The sequence below is a fragment of the Mycobacterium genavense ATCC 51234 genome, from assembly GCF_000526915.1.
Classification (GTDB): domain Bacteria; phylum Actinomycetota; class Actinomycetes; order Mycobacteriales; family Mycobacteriaceae; genus Mycobacterium; species Mycobacterium genavense.
The window spans coordinates 69946-87501 of sequence record NZ_JAGZ01000009.1 but is presented as its reverse complement, the minus strand read 5'-3'; the positions used below and the strand labels follow the sequence as shown (position 1 = coordinate 87501).

Here is a 17556-nt window from a genome sequence, read left to right as displayed (position 1 = left end):
ACTGGCGTCCCTATGAGCGGTTCATCTTCGCGGTCTTTTGTGCACCTGCATAACCACACCGAGTACTCGATGTTGGACGGTGCCGCGAAGATCACGCCGATGCTCGCCGAGGTCCAGCGGCTGGAAATGCCCGCGGTGGGCATGACCGACCACGGAAACATGTTCGGTGCCAGCGAGTTCTACAACGCGGCGACCAAGGCCGGGATCAAGCCGATCATCGGCGTCGAGGCCTACATCGCGCCGGCCTCGCGCTTCGACACCAAGCGGATTTTGTGGGGCGATCCCAGCCAGAAAGCCGACGACGTCTCCGGCGGCGGCTCCTACACCCACATGACGATGGTGGCCGAAAACGCTACCGGGCTGCGCAATCTGTTCAAGCTGTCGTCGCTGGCGTCCTTCGAGAGTCAGCTCGGCAAGTGGTCGCGGATGGACGTCGAGCTGATCGCCGAGCACGCCGAGGGCATCATCGCCACCACCGGGTGCCCGTCGGGCGAGGTGCAGACGCGTCTTCGGCTGGGGCATGACCGCGAGGCGCTCGAGTCGGCCGCCAAATGGCGCGACATCTTCGGGGCCGACAACTTCTTCCTCGAGTTGATGGACCACGGGCTGTCCATCGAGCAAAGGGTCCGCGACGGCCTGCTCGAGATCGGCCGCAAGCTCGGCATCCCGCCGCTGGCCACCAACGACTGCCACTACGTCACCCGCGACGCCGCGCACAATCACGAGGCGCTGTTGTGCGTGCAGACCGGCAAGACGCTGTCGGACCCGAACCGGTTCAAATTCGACGGCGACGGGTACTACCTGAAGTCGGCCGCCGAGATGCGCAAGATCTGGGACGACGAGGTGCCCGGCGCCTGCGACGCCACGCTGCTGATCGCCGAGCGGGTGCAGTCCTACGCCGACGTATGGGCGCCGCGCGACCGGATGCCGGACTTCCCGGTGCCCGACGGGCACGACCAGGCGAGTTGGCTGCACCACGAGGTGATGGCGGGGCTGCAGCGCCGCTTCGGACCCGGCGTCGGCCAGGAGTACATCGACCGGGCTGAGTACGAGATCAAGGTCATCTGCGACAAGGGTTTTCCGGCCTACTTCCTGATCGTCGCGGACCTGATCAACCACGCCAAGTCGATCGATATCCGGGTCGGGCCGGGGCGTGGCTCGGCGGCGGGCTCGCTGGTCGCCTACGCGCTGGGCATCACCAACATCGACCCGATTCCGCACGGTCTGCTGTTCGAGCGCTTCCTCAACCCGGAACGTCCGTCGGCACCCGACATCGATATCGACTTCGACGACCGCCGTCGCGGCGAAATGGTGCGCTACGCCGCCGACAAGTGGGGCTCGGATCGCGTCGCCCAGGTCATCACCTTCGGCACGATCAAAACCAAAGCGGCGCTGAAGGATTCGGCGCGGATCCATTACGGCCAGCCCGGGTTCGCCATCGCCGACCGGATCACCAAGGCGTTGCCGCCGGCGATCATGGCCAAGGACATCCCGCTGTCGGGCATCACCGACCCGGCCCACGAGCGGTACAAGGAAGCCGCCGAGGTGCGGAGCCTGATCGAAACCGATCCGGATGTGCGCACCATCTACCAGACCGCGCGCGGCCTGGAGGGCCTGATCCGCAACGCCGGTGTGCACGCGTGCGCGGTGATCATGAGCAGCGAGCCGCTGACCGAGGCCATCCCGCTGTGGAAGCGGCCGCAGGACGGCGCCATCATCACCGGTTGGGACTACCCGTCGTGTGAGGCCATCGGCCTGCTGAAGATGGACTTCCTGGGCCTGCGCAACCTGACGATCATCGGCGACGCGCTGGATAACATCAAGGCCAACAGGGGAATTGACCTCGACCTGGAATCCGTCCCGCTCGACGACAAGCTCACCTACGAGCTGCTGGGCCGCGGTGACACCCTGGGGGTGTTCCAGCTCGACGGCGGGCTGATGCGCGATCTGCTGCGCCGGATGCAGCCGACCGAGTTCAACGACATCGTCGCCGTGCTGGCGCTGTACCGGCCGGGGCCGATGGGCATGAACGCCCACAACGACTACGCCGACCGCAAGAACGGCCGCCAGCCGATCAAGCCGATCCACCCCGAGCTCGAGGAACCGCTGCGCGACATCCTGGCCGAGACTTACGGCCTGATCGTCTACCAAGAGCAGATCATGTTCATTGCCCAGAAGGTCGCCTCCTACACGATGGGTAAGGCCGACGCGCTGCGCAAGGCGATGGGCAAGAAGAAGCTCGAGGTGCTCGAGGCCGAGTACAAGGGCTTCTACGAAGGCATGACGGCCAACGGCTTCTCCGAAAAAGCGGTGAAAGCGTTGTGGGACACCATTCTTCCGTTCGCCGGATACGCGTTCAACAAATCCCACGCCGCCGGTTACGGCCTGGTCTCGTACTGGACCGCCTATCTGAAGGCCAACTACCCGGCCGAGTACATGGCGGGCCTGTTGACGTCGGTCGGCGACGACAAGGACAAGGCCGCGGTGTATCTGGCCGACTGCCGCAAGCTCGGCATCACGGTGCTGCCGCCGGACGTCAACGAGTCCCTGGTCAACTTCGCCTCGGTCGGTAAGGACATCCGCTTCGGCCTGGGCGCGGTGCGCAACGTCGGCGCCAACGTGGTGGGCTCGCTGATCAAAACCCGAAGCGAGAAAAGCAAATTCACCGATTTCTCGGACTACCTGAACAAGATCGACATCTCCGCGTGCAACAAGAAAGTCACCGAATCGCTGATCAAGGCCGGCGCGTTCGATTCGCTGGGGCATGCCCGCAAGGGGCTGTTCCTGGTGCACACCGACGCCGTCGACTCGGTGCTGGGCACCAAGAAGGCCGAGGCGATGGGCCAGTACGACCTGTTCGGCGGCGGCGATGCCGGCGGCGACGCGGTGTTCACCATCCGGGTTCCCGAGGACGAGTGGGAGGACAAGCACAAGCTTGCCCTGGAGCGGGAGATGCTGGGGCTGTACGTATCCGGGCATCCGCTCAACGGCGTGGCGCACCTGTTGGCGGCACAGGTGGACACCCAGATTCCCGCGATCCTCGACGGCGACGTCGGCAACGACACCCAGGTGCGGGTGGGTGGCATCCTGGCCTCGGTGAACCGCCGGGTCAACAAGAACGGAATGCCTTGGGCGTCAGCCCAATTGGAAGACCTTACCGGTGGCATCGAGGTGATGTTCTTCCCGCACGCGTACTCGGCCTACGGCGCCGACATCGTCGACGACGCCGTGGTGCTGATCAACGCCAAGGTCGCGATCCGTGACGACCGCATCTCACTGATCGCCAACGAACTTGTGGTGCCGGACTTTTCGAACGCTCAGCCCGACCGGCCGATTGCGGTCAGCCTGCCCACCCGGCAGTGCACCATCGACAAAGTCAGCGCGCTCAAGCAGGTGCTGGCGCGCCACCCGGGAACGTCACAGGTGCATCTGCGGTTGATCAGCGGAGACCGCATCACGACGCTCGAGCTCGATCACTCGCTGCGGGTGACGCCGTCGCCGGCGCTGATGGGCGACTTGAAAGAGCTGCTCGGTCCGGGGTGTCTGGGCAGCTAGGTGTTCGTCGCCGGTCGCCTCGGCGATTGTGCGACAAGGGTTTTGAGTGTGCGTCCAGGCTGGAGTCGCCCGGCGTGTCGCCGCCGTACGCGCACACTAAAAGCCGTGGGCGCACACCGAAGCCGACCTAAAGCTCGACTCGGACGATCACGCTGACGGCCCAAACCCCCCGATCGCGGGCCCGGCGCAGCTTCTCGGCGACACCCAGGTCCTGGTGCACGTTGGTCACGCCCGGCACCTTGATCAGCGGAACGATGTTCCACTGCCAGCCGTAGCGCCGGTGCAGGATGTGATTGGCCCGTTCGGCCTCGTCGCCCGACAACAGCGTGGCGCGCCCGGTCACCGCCGCCGCACCGTCGCGAACCCGGCCGCGGTAGTCGCACGCGCGCAGTTCGACGTCGGGGCGGGCCGCCAGGCGCCTGGTCTTGGGACCCACCTTGGTCCGGAACACCACGGCATCGCCGTCCATCGCGAACCAGATCGGGGTGTCGGCGGGGGTGCCGTCCCGGCGAAACGATCGGAGCAGGGCGTAGCGAGCACTACCGAGTGCGGTGTTGTGCATGGTCCCAGTCAACGACTTAGAGTTGACTCGAAGTCAAGCGACGGAGGTGCGATGGCTGCGGTGACAACCGGCCGGACGCTCACGATCGGCGAGGTCGCGCGCCAAGCCGGGGTGGCCGCGACCACGCTGCGCTACTACGAGCAGATCGGGCTGCTGCCGTCACCGGCGCGGCTGGCCGGACGGCGCCGCTACGACGACTCGGTCCTGGCCCGCCTCGAGGTGATCCGGCTGTGCAAATTCGCCGGCTTCGCGCTGGAGGAAATCCAGCTGCTGTTCGCCGACGACGCGCCGGGGCGCCCCGCCAGCCGGGCCCTGGCCGAGGCCAAACTCGCCGAGATCGACGAGCAGATGGCGTCGCTGGCCAGGGCGCGGGCCGTCATCGAGTCGGGGATGAACTGCACCTGCCCGTCGATCGACGCCTGTACCTGCGGCATCCATCCGGCCTAGAACCGGTAGCGCAAGATGCGGGCTTTGCGGGCGGACGCCTCGAACATCCCGGAAGCCTTGGTGGCGAACCGAATCCAGCCCGGAAACAGCTCGACCTCCGGAGCGTGTGCCAAGCTGACCTCCTCGACGAGCCGCAACGAGGAATTCCATTTCTCCGGCACTCGCGGGTCTTCGAACCCCGGATAGCCCCATTGGGCGCCGACGCTGCTGAACATGCGCTGCGGGGCCAGTGTCACCGCAAGCCGGGTGACCCAGCCGATGCGCCCGTAGTCGTTGAAGGCCAGCTCCCCGGACGTGAAGTAGGTGGTGATGCGCCGGAACAGGGCGATCAGCACCGGCTCGGACAAGAACGCGAACAGTCCATCGGCTACCACGATCACGGGCCGACCGGACGGCATGGTGTTGGGCCAGCTCTGGTCTGCTACCGAAGCGGTCACCACGTGGGCGTGCTTGCTGGCCGGTAGCAGCTGGCGGCGCAGTGCGCTGACACCGGGCAGGTCGACGCTGTACCAGTAGACACCCGCCGGCGGGTGCACCCGAAACGGGCCCGAATTCAGCCCCGCGCCCAGATCGACGACGACCGCGTCCGGATGCGCGGCGGTGAAGGCCCGCACCCGCTCGTCGAGCATCTTGGCGCGCAGCGCCGTCTGGCAGACCACGCTCGCCGGAACGCCGAGTCCGGCAAAGTCGTAGTCGATCTGGTCGACGATCTCGGCGGCCAGCGAGTCGCCGAGAACGGGCCGCGGCCACCGGCTGTCCACCGCTCGGGCATATTGGGTCAGCAACGCGGTCTCCTCGAGCGGCGTGAGGTCGCTCGCGCCGATATCGGGCTGGGGCCGCATCATCCGAACGTACTCGGCGCCCCTCGATCGGGCAGACCGGTCCACCCGCAAAATCGCAAATTGTGTCCCATGGCCCCCGACGGCGGACGTACGCTCAGCGAGGGGGGTGGAGTGGTGACAAGCCGGGCCGCCCACCCGAGCGCCAGCTGAAGGAGAAACGGCAATGACCAGAACGGTGCGAGCGGCATGACCGGCGGGCGGCTCGCGACGGCACGTGAACTCGGACGTGCTTGGGCACGAAAGATATTGCAGCGCACCGGAATTGTCAAGGAATCGGTGACACCGCTGTCGACCGATCCCGCCGCCGTGGCCCAGTTGCTAGGTGCGCCGTGGTACGACGAGAAGCTGGCCAAGTTGGCCGACGAGCTCGGCCGCGACCCCGGCGACGTGGGCGCCGAAGCGGCGGGCTACCTGCGCGAGATGGCGGCCTCACTCGACGAGCGGGCGGTGCAGGGCTGGCGCGGATTCAGCCGCTGGCTGATGCGGGCCTACGACGTGCTGGTCGACGAGGATCAGATCGAGCAGCTGCGCAAACTCGATCGCAAAGCGACGCTGGCCTTTGCCTTTCGCACCGCTCCTACCTGGACGGCATGGTGTTGCCGGAAATGATCCTGGCCAACCGGCTCTCGCCGGCGCTAACCTTCGGCGGATCGAACCTGAACTTCTTCCCCGTGGGCGGCTGGGCCAAGCGCACCGGCACCATCTTAATCCGGCGTCAGACCAAGGACATTCCCGTCTACTGCTTCGCCTTACGCGCCTATTCCGCGCAACTGGTGCAAAACCACGCGAACCTGTCCTGGTCGATCGAGGGAGGCAGAACCAGGACCGGCAAACTGCGTCCCCCGGTGTTCGGGATCCTGCGCTACATCACCGACGCCGTCGACGAAATCGACGGTCCCGAAGTGTATTTGGTGCCCACGTCGATCGTGTACGACCAGCTGCATGAGGTCGAGGCGATGACCACCGAAGCCTACGGCGCGGTCAAACGGCCCGAAGATCTGCGTTTCCTGGTCGGGCTGGCTCGCCAGCAGGGCAAGCGGCTCGGCCGGGCCTACCTGGACTTCGGCGAGCCGTTGCCGCTGCGCAAACGCCTCGAGGAATTGCGGGGTGAGGAAGCGGGCACCGGAACCGAGATCGAACGCATCGCGCTGGACGTCGAGCACCGGATCAACCGCGCGACGGCGGTCACGCCGACCGCGGTGGTGAGCCTGGCGTTGCTGGGCGCGGACCGGTCGTTGTCGATCAGCGAGGTGCTGGCCACCGTGCGACCACTGGCCAGCTACATCACGGCACGCAACTGGTAGGTTGCCGGTGCCGCCGACCTGACGAACCGCTCCACGATCCGCTGGACGTTGCACCAACTGGTCGCCTCCGGCGTGGTCAGCGTGTACGAGGCCGGCACCGAAGCGGTGTGGGGGATCGGCGAGGACCAGCACCTGGTCGCGGCGTTCTACCGCAACACCGCGATCCACATTCTGGTCGATCGCGCGATCGCCGAAACCGCGCTGCTGGCCGCGGTGGAAAATGCCGAGAATTCCGCGGACGGCATGGTGTCGCCGGTGACCGTGCGCGACGAGGCGCTGAGCTTGCGGGAGTTGCTGAAGTTCGAGTTCCTGTTCTCCGGCCGTGCCCAGTTCGAGAAGGAGCTCGCCGACGAGGTACGCCTGATCGGCCCGGTGGAGGACACCAGCAAGGCCGCGGCCGCTGCCGACGTGCGCGGGCTTTTGGAGTCCGCCGACCTGTTGCTGGCACACCTGGTGTTGCGTCCGTTTTTGGACGCCTACCACATCGTCGCCGACCGGCTGGCCGCCCTCGAGGACGAGTCCCTCGACGAAAACGCCTTCCTCAACGAATGTCTGGAACTGGGCAAGCAGTGGGAGTTGCAGCGCCGGATCGCCAGCGCCGAGTCGGGGTCGATGGAGCTCTTCAAGACCGCGCTGCGGCTGGCGCGCCATCGCGAGCTGGTCGACGGTTTGGACTCCGAGCAACTGGCCAAGCGTCACCAGGAGTTCGCGGACGAGGTCGCGACGGCGACGCGACGCGTCAACGCCATCGCCGAAATCGCCCGGGCGCACTGATCTCCGGCCGGGCGAACTAATTCGGCCCACATCTCGTGTCCAGCTAATTGACGCTCGCTCTCATAGCGGGTGAGGGCTGCGCGTGGTCACGTCGGCGGCCCGGAGACGCAAGCCGGAGACTGGGGGACGTTGGATGTGCGACGACAACCACGCGGAGCAAAGCCGAACGGTGGAAGGCATTGCCAGCGACGCCTCGGCGGAGTGGCACTGGCTCGGCCCCGGACAATTCGAGCGTTTGGCCAATTCATCTCCAACGAATTGATCCCGATGCGATTGTCTGCCGACGACGTCGGCAATTTCCAAGCCAAAGCGCGGTCGGCGAGGCTGGGGCACATCCAGCTGTCCGTTTGTGGCTCGTCGCACCCGAAAGCTGACCTCGGCAAGCAGTCCCGAATATCTCAAGGTCGGCATTCAGCTGTCCGGTGTTTCTGCGGTATCGCAAGAAGATCGACAGGTTTGTCTGGGCCCGGGTGACATCATCCTGTATGACACCACCCGCCCGTACGAAATCAGCACCGGTGCATCATTCCGGATGCAGACGGTGATGTTTCCCCGCCCCGCGCTGCGACTGTCTCCAGGGCACTTGGAGCACTTACGGTTGCGACCGATAAGTGGTGAGCAAGGGCTGGGTTTGCTTGTCGCACAATACCTTGTCGGTCTTCGTCGACAGCTCGACGGCGGAGTGCCTTTGGCGTCGTCGCGCCTCGCCGATGCGACCCTGGATCTCCTTGCGGCATTGTTCGCCGAGCAATTGGCCGTCGAGCCGGGCGGTAGCAGCAACGCGGGCCTGCTCCTGCGGGTCCAGGCATACATCGAGAATCAGCTTTCCGATCCATATCTCGATGTGCCGAGCATTGCTGCGGCTCACTACATATCGGTTCGTACGTTGCAGAAACTATTCGAGGGCGCCGGACAGACCGTCACGGGGTGGATCAGGATTCGTCGTCTCGAGCATTGCCGTAAAGATCTCTCAAATCCCGACCTTGCCGAACGCTCAATAGCGTCGATCGCTGCCAACTGGGGCCTGATCGACCCGTCGCACTTCTCGCGGATGTTCAGCTCGACCTACGGCGTCTGCCCGCGGGACTATTGTGGCGGGAAATCGGCTGCCAGTGTCGTCAGATCCGCTCCGGCATAAGCTCATTTGAGCAGAAGCCCGCCATCCAACGGCAACGTCACACCGGTGATGTAGCGCCCAGACTCGCCGCACAAGTAGACCATCGCGTCGGTGACGTCGGCGGTATCGATCGCCGGCACCGGGAGTAAATTCACGAAAGCCTCAGCGAAGGCCGGATGTTCCCGTGCGTAGCTCTCCACGGCGTCGTTCTGGATCATCGGCGTCGCGACGCCTGTCGGGTGCACCGAATTCACCCGAATGTTCTTCTCGGCGAGGATGGTTGCGAAGTAGCGCATTAATCCGCCGACGCCATGCTTGGCTGCGGTATAGCCCGCTAATCCATGTTCGCGGGTGTCGAAACTTCGACCGATCGATTTGAGCCCGGCCGCCGAACTGGTGATCACTATCGCGCCGCCCTCACCGTGCTCGAGCAAGGCAGGTAGCGCGGCTTCGATGGTGAAGTAGACACCGTTCAACATCACGTCGACCGCATCAAGGTAAGCCGATATGGATGGCTCAGGCAGACCGGCGCCGAGTGCCATGCCGGCGTTGGCCAGCACAAAGTCGAGGCGGCCGAGTTCGGCGACGGCATCATCCAAGACGGATTGGAGCCGGTTGAAGTCCCGAACGTCGGCACGTTCGGCCACGATGCGACGACCGGTCTTCTCTACCAGATTGACCGTTTCGTCTAGGTCTTCCGCGCTGGCCAGTTTGTGTGCGACCGAGCCGATCTGGTCGTAGATGTCGACGGCGATGATGTCGGCGCCTTCCTCGGCGAAGCGCACTGCGTGCGACCGGCCCTGGCCTCGTGCCGCGGCGGTGATGAACGCAACTTTGCCGGCGAACTGGCCTGTCATGGTGCCCCCGCTGATCGAGTTATCGCGCGCCGTCAGCTCCACTATGGTGCGCGCCCGGTACGAGCCCTTGGGTGTGCGCGCACCGGATTTGCGTCCGCGCGCCGCCTTCGACGGTCCGGCCTCCGCGCAACTCGCTGAGCGTCGCCGGGAGGTCGTGCGCGAACCGCGCCCGCCCCCCGGGACCGAAACGGGGCCTTACAGTGGTGGCCATGCCGCTAGAAGGTGAATACGCCCCCAGCCCCTGGGATTGGTCCCGCGAACAAGCCGACAAGTACGCCGCATCCGGTGGTACCGAGGCAGCGGATATGAAGGGCAAGCCCATCATCCTGCTGACCACGGTGGGCGCCAAGACCGGCAAGCTGCGCAAGACCCCGCTGATGCGGGTCGAGCACGACGGCCAGTACGCGGTCGTCGCCTCGCTGGGCGGCGCCCCGAAGAACCCGGTCTGGTACTACAACATCGTCAAGAACCCGCGCGTCGAGCTGCAGGACGGCGCCGTCACCCGCGACTACGACGCCCACGAGGTGTTCGGCGACGAGAAGGCCATGTGGTGGGAACGGGCGGTGGCGGCGTGGCCGGACCACGCCGAGTACCAGACGAAGACCGACCGCCAGATTCCGGTGTTTGTGCTCACCCCGGTGAGCTGAGCCGATTAGGCCGGTGGCGGGGGGTGCATGGCACCATTAATCGGTGTCCGCCGAACCGAGCCAGAGCCCCAGCACGTCGCCGCTGACCGCGGCCGACATTGACGGCGCTGCTCAGCGGATTGCACCGGTCGTCACCCCGACCCCGCTGCAGTACAGCGACCGGCTGTCGGCGATCACCGGTGCGCAGGTCTACCTCAAGCGTGAAGACCTGCAGGTCGTGCGCTCCTACAAGCTGCGCGGGGCCTACAACCTGCTGGTGCAGCTCTCCGACGAGGAGATCGGCGCCGGCGTGGTGTGCTCCTCGGCGGGCAACCACGCGCAAGGGTTCGCCTACGCCTGCCGGGCGCTGGGTGTGCATGGCCGCGTCTACGTGCCGGCCAAGACGCCCAAGCAGAAGCGCGACCGGATCCGCTACCACGGGGAGAGCTTCATCGAGCTGATCGTGGGCGGATCCACCTACGACCTGGCCGCCGAGGCGGCCCTCGAGGACGTGAAACGCACCGGCGCGACGCTGGTTCCGCCGTACGACGACCTGCGCACGATGGCCGGGCAGGGCACTATCGCCGTCGAGCTGCTGGACCAACTGGGCCAGCTTGGCATCGGGGAGCCCGACCTGGTGGTGGTTCCGGTGGGCGGCGGCGGCTGCATCGCGGGCATCACGACCTATCTGTCCGAGCGCACGCCGAGCACCGCGGTACTCGGGGTCGAACCGGCGGGCGCCGCGGCGATGATGGCCGCGCTGGCCGCCGGCGAGCCGGTGACGTTGGACCACGTCGACCAGTTTGTCGACGGCGCCGCGGTGAAGCGAGCCGGGACGCTGACGCATGCCGCGCTGGCCGCCGCGGGCGACATGGTGTCGATCACGACGGTCGACGAGGGCGCGGTGTGCACCGCGATGCTGGATCTCTACCAGAACGAGGGCATCATCGCCGAGCCGGCGGGCGCGCTGTCCGTCGCCGGCCTGCTGGAAGCCGACGTCGAGCCCGGATCCACCGTGGTGTGCCTGATCTCGGGCGGCAACAACGACGTGTCGCGCTACGGCGAGGTGCTCGAACGCTCGCTGGTCCACCTCGGGCTCAAGCACTACTTCCTGGTGGACTTCCCACAGGAGCCCGGCGCGCTGCGCCGATTCCTGGACGACGTGCTCGGGCCCAACGACGACATCACGCTGTTCGAGTACGTCAAGCGCAACAACCGCGAGACGGGCGAGGCGCTGGTCGGCATCCAGCTGGGCTCGTCGGCCGACCTCGACGATCTGCTGGAGCGGATGCGCGAGACCGAGATTCACTTCGAGACGTTGCAACCGGGCTCGCCGGCCTACCGCTACTTGTTGCTCTGACTTTGCGCGCCGAACGTCGAGTTGTCGGGCATGAAAACGCGAAAACACCCCACCAAGTCGACGTTCGCCGAGCATCACCGCGAGTACTGCGCCAGATAAGCCGGGGCCAGGATGGCGGGGTCGAGGTCGTCGGCCGGTATCGGCACACCGGCGGTCAGGCGCAGCGGAGCCATCCCGGCCCAGTGCGGTAGCGCGTGATCCTCCGGCTCGTCGGCGGGCCCACCATCGCGTACCTTGGCCGACACCTCGAGCATGTCGACGGCGAGCACCGCGGTCGCGGCGAGCTCCTTCGCGTTCGGGGCTCGGCAGTCGGCGGCACGTCCGGGCGCGATGTGATCGAGCAGCCCGGCAAGCGCCCGCGACTTCTCCGCCGTGTCGTCCACCAGGCGGGCGTCGCCGATCACCACCACCGAGCGATAGACCAGCGAATGGTGCAGCGCCGAGCGGGCCAGCACCAGCCCGTCGACCAGGGTGGCGGTGACGCACACCGGCAGGCCTGCGCCGGCGCCCCGCATCGGCCGGCTGCCGGTGGATCCGTGCAGGTAGAGAGTTTCCCCGAGCCGGGCGTGCGTCGTCGGCAACACCACCGGCCGACCGGCGTTCAGGTACCCGAGGTGACAGATCAGGGCCTCGTCCAGGATCCGATGGACGGTGTCGCGGTCGTAGCGAGCGCGCTCCCGGTAGCGGTGGGCGTCGTGCGAGACGTGAGACGGTAGTGCATCGGATTGCCGATGATATTGAATTAGTACATACTGATTACTGTGCCAGTGCAATACAGCATAGCGGGGACCGGTGCGGAGTCCATAGCCGCCAGCATCGAGGACGGCATCTCGAGCGGCGCGCTGGCGCCCGGTGACGTATTGCCGCCGGTGCGGGAGCTGGCCGCGCGACTCGGCGTGAACGCCAACACCGCCGCCGCGGCCTACCGCCTATTGCGCGATCGCGGGGCCGTCGAAACCTCGGGCCGGCGCGGCACCCGGGTGCGCCACCGCCCGGCCATCACGCCGCGCTCGCTACTGGGCCTGGACGTCCCCGCCGGCGTGCGCGACCTGTCCACCGGCAACCCGGATCCGGCGCTGCTACCCATTACGGCTGTCCCGCAACATGTTTCGTCCGAGCGAACGGTGCTCTACGGGGAGCCGGCCATGTCGCCGGTACTGGTCGACTTGGCCCGCACGACACTGGGCGCCGACGGTGTTCCGGCCGATCATCTCGCGCTCACCAGCGGTGCGCTCGACGGCATCGAGCGGGTGCTGGCCGCGCACCTGCGCCCCGGCGACCGGGTGGCCGTCGAGGATCCGGGCTGGGCGAACCTACTGGATTTGATTGCGGCGCTTGGGCTTTCGGTCGATTCCGTGCGTATCGACGATGACGGGCCGCTGGTTGCCGACGTCGCCAGGGCGTTGGGCCGCGGGGCGCGGGCGCTGGTGGTGACCACCCGCGCGCAGAACCCGACCGGGGCGGCGCTGTCCGCGCGACGCGCCGGTGAGCTGCGTGACGTGTTGGCCGCGCGCGACGACGTGTTGCTCGTCGAGGACGACCATTGCGCCGGCATTTCCGGTGCGCTGCTGCATTCACTGGCCGGGTCGAGCGGCCGCTGGGCGTTTGTGCGGTCGGCGTCGAAGGCCTACGGTCCCGACCTGCGGGTGGCCGTCCTCGCCGGCGATCAGCGCACCGTCGAGCGGGTGCACGGACGGCTGCGGCTGGGGCCGGGGTGGGTGAGCCATCTGCTGCAGGATGTCGCGGTGCGGTTGTGGTCCGACGCGGCCGCCGAGCGTCTGATTCGCCAAGCCTCGCAGCGCTACACCGACAACCGCACCCGGCTGCGCGCCGCGCTGACCGACCGTGGGATCACCGCGCACGGCCGCTCCGGGCTCAACGTGTGGATCCCGGTGCCCGACGAAACGGTCGCGATCACGCGGTTGATCAACGCGGGGTGGGCCGCCGCGCCGGGGTCCCGGTTCCGGATCGGCACGCCGGCCGGAATCCGGGTCACCATCGCCGATCTGGCCGAAGGCGAGATCGGGCCGCTGGCCGACGCGATCGCCGACGCGACGCGCACCGCCGGTCGTGTCAGCGTGTGAGTTCGGGTTTACGGCTAACCGTGGCGCAGGATCGCGATCGAATACCCTTGCAGCGCCGTGCCGCCACCGTCGGCGGTCGGCTCACGCCACGCCAGCACGACCTCGCCGGCGACCGGCACCGTTACCGGCTCGCTACCGAGGTTGCACGCGATGCGTAACTGCCCGCGCGACAACGTGATCCAGCGCAGTTCCTCGTCGTAGTCGACGACGAGACGCTCCAGCCAGGGGTCGGTCAAGTCGGGCTCGTTGCGCCGCAAAGCGATCAGGTCTCGATAGAAGCCCAGCAGGCGCGCATGCTCGGCGGTGTCGACCTCGCCCCAATTCAGCTTGGAGCGCTGGAATGTCTGCGGATCCTGCGAGTCGGGGATGTCATCGGCATCCCAGCCGTGTTCGGCGAACTCGGCCTTGTGCCCCTCGGCGGTGGCCCGGGCCAGCTCCGGTTCGGGATGCGAGCTGAAGAACTGGAACGGCGTCGACGCGCCCCATTCCTCGCCCATGAAAAGCATTGCAGTGTACGGTGATCCGAGCACCAGGGCGGCCTTGATCGCCAGCTGGCCGCCGGTCAGGTGCTGCGAGGGCCGGTCCCCGAGCGCGCGGTTGCCGACCTGGTCGTGTGTGCAGGTATAGGCGAGCAACCGACTGGCCGGGATGGCTTTGGTGTCTAGCGGCCGGCCGTGCCGGCGCCGGCGAAACGACGAGTAGGTGCCGGCGTGAAAGAAGCCGTGGCAGGGTGTCCGCCAGCGTAGCCAGTGAACCGAAGTCGGCGTAATAGCCCTGGCGTTCACCGGATACCGCGGTGTGGATGGCGTGGTGGATATCGTCGTCCCACTGCGCGGTGATCCCGTAGCCGTAGTGATCGCGCGGGGTGATCAGCCGCGGGTCGTTGCGGTCGCTCTCGGCGACCAGCGACAGTGGACGGCCCACTTGTTGTGACAGCCAATCGGTTTCGGTCGCCATCTCCTCGAGAATGTGCACGGCCGTGGTGTCCACCAGCGCGTACACGGCATCCAGCCGCAGCCCGTCGGCGTGAAAGTCGCGCATCCAGCGCAGCGCGCAGCCGATGATGTAGCGACGCACCTCGTCGGAGTCGGCGTCGGCGATGTTGACGCCCTCGCCCCACGGGTTGCTCCCGGACGACAGGTACGGGCCGAACCGGGGCAGGTAGTTTCCCGACGGGCCCAAGTGGTTGAACACCGCGTCGATCAACACGCCCAAACCCCTGGCATGGCAGGCGTCGACGAACCGGACCAAGCCGTCGGGCCCGCCGTAGGGCTCGTGCACGCTGTACCACAGCACGCCGTCGTATCCCCAGCCGTGGGTTCCGGCGAAGGAGTTGACCGGCATCAGCTCGACGAAGTCGATGCCGAGATCGACCAGGTAGTCCACCTTTTCGATGGCGCATCGAAGGTACCGGCCTCGGTGAACGTGCCGATGTGCAGTTCGTAGATCACCGCGCCTTCGACGCCCCGGCCCGACCACCCGTCGTCGGTCCAGGTGGCTTCGGTGGGATCCCACAGCTGGGAGCGCTTGTGCACCCCGTCGGGCTGGCGCGGCGACCGCGGGTCGGGCAGCACCGTAGGGTCGTCGTCGAGCAGGAATCCGTAGCGGGCGTCCGCCGGTGCGTCGACGCTCGCGTGCCACCAGCCGTCTTGCGTGGGCGTCATCGCGTGCACCGCGCCGTCGACGTCGAGGCGGACGAGGGCGGGTTTGGGGGCCCAGACCCGGAATTCAGCCATGATGGCGCTCCAATAGTGCGACGGGCAGGTCGGCGAACAACTGGGCCGCCGACGTCGGTCCGTCCGCGATGGCCCCGCTGAGCGTGTCTTCCAGATTCCCTCGGGAAGCGGCAGAACGGTGTTGCCCCAACCGGTTTCGGCGAGGTGGACCGTCCAGCGGGTCACCGTGACCACGACGTCCGCGCCGCGGCCGAAGGCCAGTATGTGGTCGCTGGCGTCGCCATCGGCGAGCAGCGGGACATAGTCGCCGTGCAGGAAGCCGTCCGGGCGGGTGCGCCGCAGCCGCAGCGCCGTGGTGACCACGCGTAGCTTCGGGTGCTGCAGTTCGGCCAGAGCGGCTCGGCGGGCGGCATAGTCGATTGCGCGGCGGTTGTCCGGGTCGACCAGGCTGTCGTCCCAGAGCTCGGTGCCCTGGTAGACGTCGGGAATGCCGGGCACGGTCAGCGCGAGCAGTTTCTGGCCCAGCGCATCACTGGCGCCGTGCGGATTGAGTTGGGCGACAAGCTCGGTCAGCTGGCCGGCCACCGGGCCGTCCAGTACCGCATCCAGCCAGCGATGGATCGCGTTTTCGAACTCGGTGTTCGGGTCGTTCCATGAGGTGTGCAGCGCCGCCTCCCGCGCTGCCTTGTCGGCGTAGGCGTGCAGCCGGTCGCGCAGTTGTTCGGTGACTTCGCCGTTCAGCGGCCACACGCCGAAGATGTTCTGCCACAAGAATTGTCCGGTAGCGGCATCGGGGGACGGCGCCTCGGTTTCCCAGCGGGCCACGAACTCCGCCCACAGCGACGGCACCTGGGACAGCACGCCGATGCGGGCGCGCACGTCTTCGCCGCGTTTGGTGTCGTGGGTGGACAACGTGTCATCGCCTGCGGCCACAGTCGGGCGCGAGTGGCGGTGCGGTGGTGAAACTCCGCGGCGCCGACGCCGAACCGGCCTGGCTCACCGCCCACCTCGTTGAGCGAGACCAGCCGGGCATCACGGTAGAACAAGCAGTCCTCCACGGCCTTGGCGGTCACCGCGCCGCACAATTGCTGCAGCCGCACCGCCGTTTCGCCGCCGCGTGCCAGTGTCGCGGCGAGCACCTGCAGCGCCGGTCCCAGTTCCGGTTGTGCGGCTTGGGTTTCGGCGAACGCGCTGGGCAGGACGGCGGACAACCCGAGGTAGTCGCTGCGGTAGACGTCGACGTGGCTGAGCAGTGCGGCCACCGCTTCGGGTAGCTGCGGGTGGTCGGTGCCGGCGGCCGCGGCGACGGCCCGCCGCAACCTGCCCAACTCGCTGCCGAGCGTCTCGGTGGCGACTTGCACCTTGAGGTCGGCCAGCAACCGGTGGGTGTCGTGGTAGTCCACCCCGGCGGACTCGACCAGTTCGGTCAGCGCGGGAGCTCCGGCCGCGTCGATGAACACCCCGCCCACTTCCCGCAATACGTCATAACCGGTGGTGCCCCGATCGGCAGCGTCGGCTCCAGCGCCTCGTCGACGGTCAGGATCTTTCGATGACGATCCACGCGTCCGGGCCGACCAGTTCGCGCAGCCACGCCAAATCCCCACTGGGGTCGGTCAATCCGTCGGGGTGGTCGATGCATATCCCGTCGACGAGGCCCTCGCGGAACCAGCGTGCGATCTCCGCGTGATTGGCGTCGAACACCGCACGGTCCTCCTGACGCAGCCCGGCCAGCGAGGTGATCGAGAAGAAACGCCGATAGCCGACGACGCCGCTGCGCCAGCCCACCAGCCGGTAGTGCTGGCGGTCGTGTACTTCGGGGCCGCTGCCGTCGCCGGTGCCGGGCGTGATGGGCAGCGCCAGGTCGCCCAACCGCACCAGGTCGCCGTCCACCGTCAGATCGGCGACGTCGTCGTCGGAGCCCAGCACCGGCAGTACGATGCGGCCCTGCTGGTCGAGGTCCCAGTCGATGTCGAAATACGTTGCGTAGTCCGATGAGCGGCCGTGCTGCAGCACGTCCCACCACCACGGGTTCTGCTGGGGCTGGTCGACCCCGACGTGGTTTGGCACGATGTCGACGGTCAGCCCCATGCCGCGGGCGCGGGCGGCCGCCGACAGCCGCGCCAGACCCTCGGCGCCACCCAGCTCCGGCGACACCGTGGTCGGGTCGGTGACGTCGTATCCGTGACTGGACCCGGTGACCGCGCTCAGGATCGGGGACAGGTACAGATGCGACACCCCGAGCTCGTCGAGATAGTCCAGCAGGTTTTCGGCGTCGGCGAAGGTGAAGGCGCTGCCACTGGCGGATCCGCGCAACTGCAACCGGTAGGTGGACCGCACGGGAAAGGCCATGTG

The 17556-nt window shown here is 67.2% G+C and carries 9 protein-coding genes and 4 pseudogenes; 7 read left to right on the top strand and 6 right to left on the bottom strand.

Features of this window, described 5'->3' with window-relative positions; all coding sequences use genetic code 11:
- Positions 1–12 precede the first annotated feature (12 nt).
- On the top strand, positions 13–3555 hold the full coding sequence (gene dnaE, locus T428_RS0118645; RefSeq protein WP_025737667.1) for a DNA polymerase III subunit alpha: 3543 nt from the start codon (positions 13–15) through the stop codon (positions 3553–3555).
- Between the two features lie 127 nt (positions 3556–3682).
- Here dnaE and T428_RS0118640 read toward each other — a convergent pair whose 3' ends face one another.
- A complete protein-coding gene (locus tag T428_RS0118640; protein WP_036468409.1) occupies positions 3683–4117 on the bottom strand; it encodes a PPOX class F420-dependent oxidoreductase in 435 nt (144 codons plus the stop codon).
- A 51-nt stretch (positions 4118–4168) separates the two neighbouring features.
- On the opposite strand from T428_RS0118640, the gene T428_RS0118635 reads away from it, so the two are divergent.
- The gene (locus T428_RS0118635; protein WP_025737665.1) at positions 4169–4564 is read left to right on the top strand and encodes a MerR family transcriptional regulator; all 396 of its coding nucleotides are present in this window, start codon (positions 4169–4171) and stop codon (positions 4562–4564) included.
- Here T428_RS0118635 and T428_RS0118630 read toward each other — a convergent pair.
- Positions 4561–5406, bottom strand: a complete 846-nt coding sequence (locus T428_RS0118630) for a class I SAM-dependent methyltransferase (protein WP_025737664.1) — start codon at positions 5404–5406, stop codon at positions 4561–4563. The genes T428_RS0118635 and T428_RS0118630 overlap by 4 nt on opposite strands.
- 186 nt (positions 5407–5592) lie before the next feature.
- On the opposite strand from T428_RS0118630, the pseudogene T428_RS32225 reads away from it, so the two are divergent.
- Together T428_RS32225 and T428_RS32220 are read left to right on the top strand one after the other, a co-directional pair.
- A pseudogene (locus T428_RS32225) lies at positions 5593–7484 on the top strand (lysophospholipid acyltransferase).
- Between the two features lie 349 nt (positions 7485–7833).
- Positions 7834–8622, top strand: coding sequence for an AraC-like ligand-binding domain-containing protein (locus tag T428_RS32220; protein ID WP_084298795.1), 789 nt, complete (start codon positions 7834–7836; stop codon positions 8620–8622).
- A gap of 2 nt (positions 8623–8624) precedes the next feature.
- Here the strand turns inward: T428_RS32220 and T428_RS0118615 are convergent, their stop codons facing one another.
- Positions 8625–9458: a mycofactocin-coupled SDR family oxidoreductase gene (locus tag T428_RS0118615; protein WP_025737662.1), complete on the bottom strand. Its 834-nt coding sequence runs from the start codon at positions 9456–9458 to the stop codon at positions 8625–8627.
- 209 nt (positions 9459–9667) lie between these two features.
- Between T428_RS0118615 and T428_RS0118610 the strand changes: the two genes are divergently transcribed.
- Both T428_RS0118610 and ilvA read left to right on the top strand, forming a co-directional pair.
- On the top strand, positions 9668–10105 hold the full coding sequence (locus T428_RS0118610; RefSeq protein ID WP_025737661.1) for a nitroreductase family deazaflavin-dependent oxidoreductase: 438 nt from the start codon (positions 9668–9670) through the stop codon (positions 10103–10105).
- Between the two features lie 43 nt (positions 10106–10148).
- The gene (gene ilvA / locus T428_RS0118605; protein ID WP_025737660.1) at positions 10149–11444 is read left to right on the top strand and encodes a threonine ammonia-lyase; all 1296 of its coding nucleotides are present in this window, start codon (positions 10149–10151) and stop codon (positions 11442–11444) included.
- 74 nt (positions 11445–11518) lie between these two features.
- Here ilvA and T428_RS29385 read toward each other — a convergent pair.
- A pseudogene (locus tag T428_RS29385) lies at positions 11519–12165 on the bottom strand (pyridoxamine 5'-phosphate oxidase family protein).
- Between the two features lie 40 nt (positions 12166–12205).
- On the opposite strand from T428_RS29385, the gene T428_RS0118595 reads away from it, so the two are divergent.
- Positions 12206–13528 (top strand): aminotransferase class I/II-fold pyridoxal phosphate-dependent enzyme, encoded by a 1323-nt coding sequence (locus T428_RS0118595; protein ID WP_025737659.1) that lies wholly within the window; start codon positions 12206–12208, stop codon positions 13526–13528.
- A gap of 14 nt (positions 13529–13542) precedes the next feature.
- Here the strand turns inward: T428_RS0118595 and treZ are convergent.
- Together treZ and treY are read right to left on the bottom strand one after the other, a co-directional pair.
- A pseudogene (gene treZ, locus T428_RS32215) lies at positions 13543–15264 on the bottom strand (malto-oligosyltrehalose trehalohydrolase).
- Positions 15257–17553, bottom strand: a pseudogene (gene treY, locus T428_RS29370) (malto-oligosyltrehalose synthase). The pseudogenes treZ and treY overlap by 8 nt, the downstream one beginning before the upstream one ends.
- Between the last annotated feature and the right edge of the window lie 3 nt (positions 17554–17556).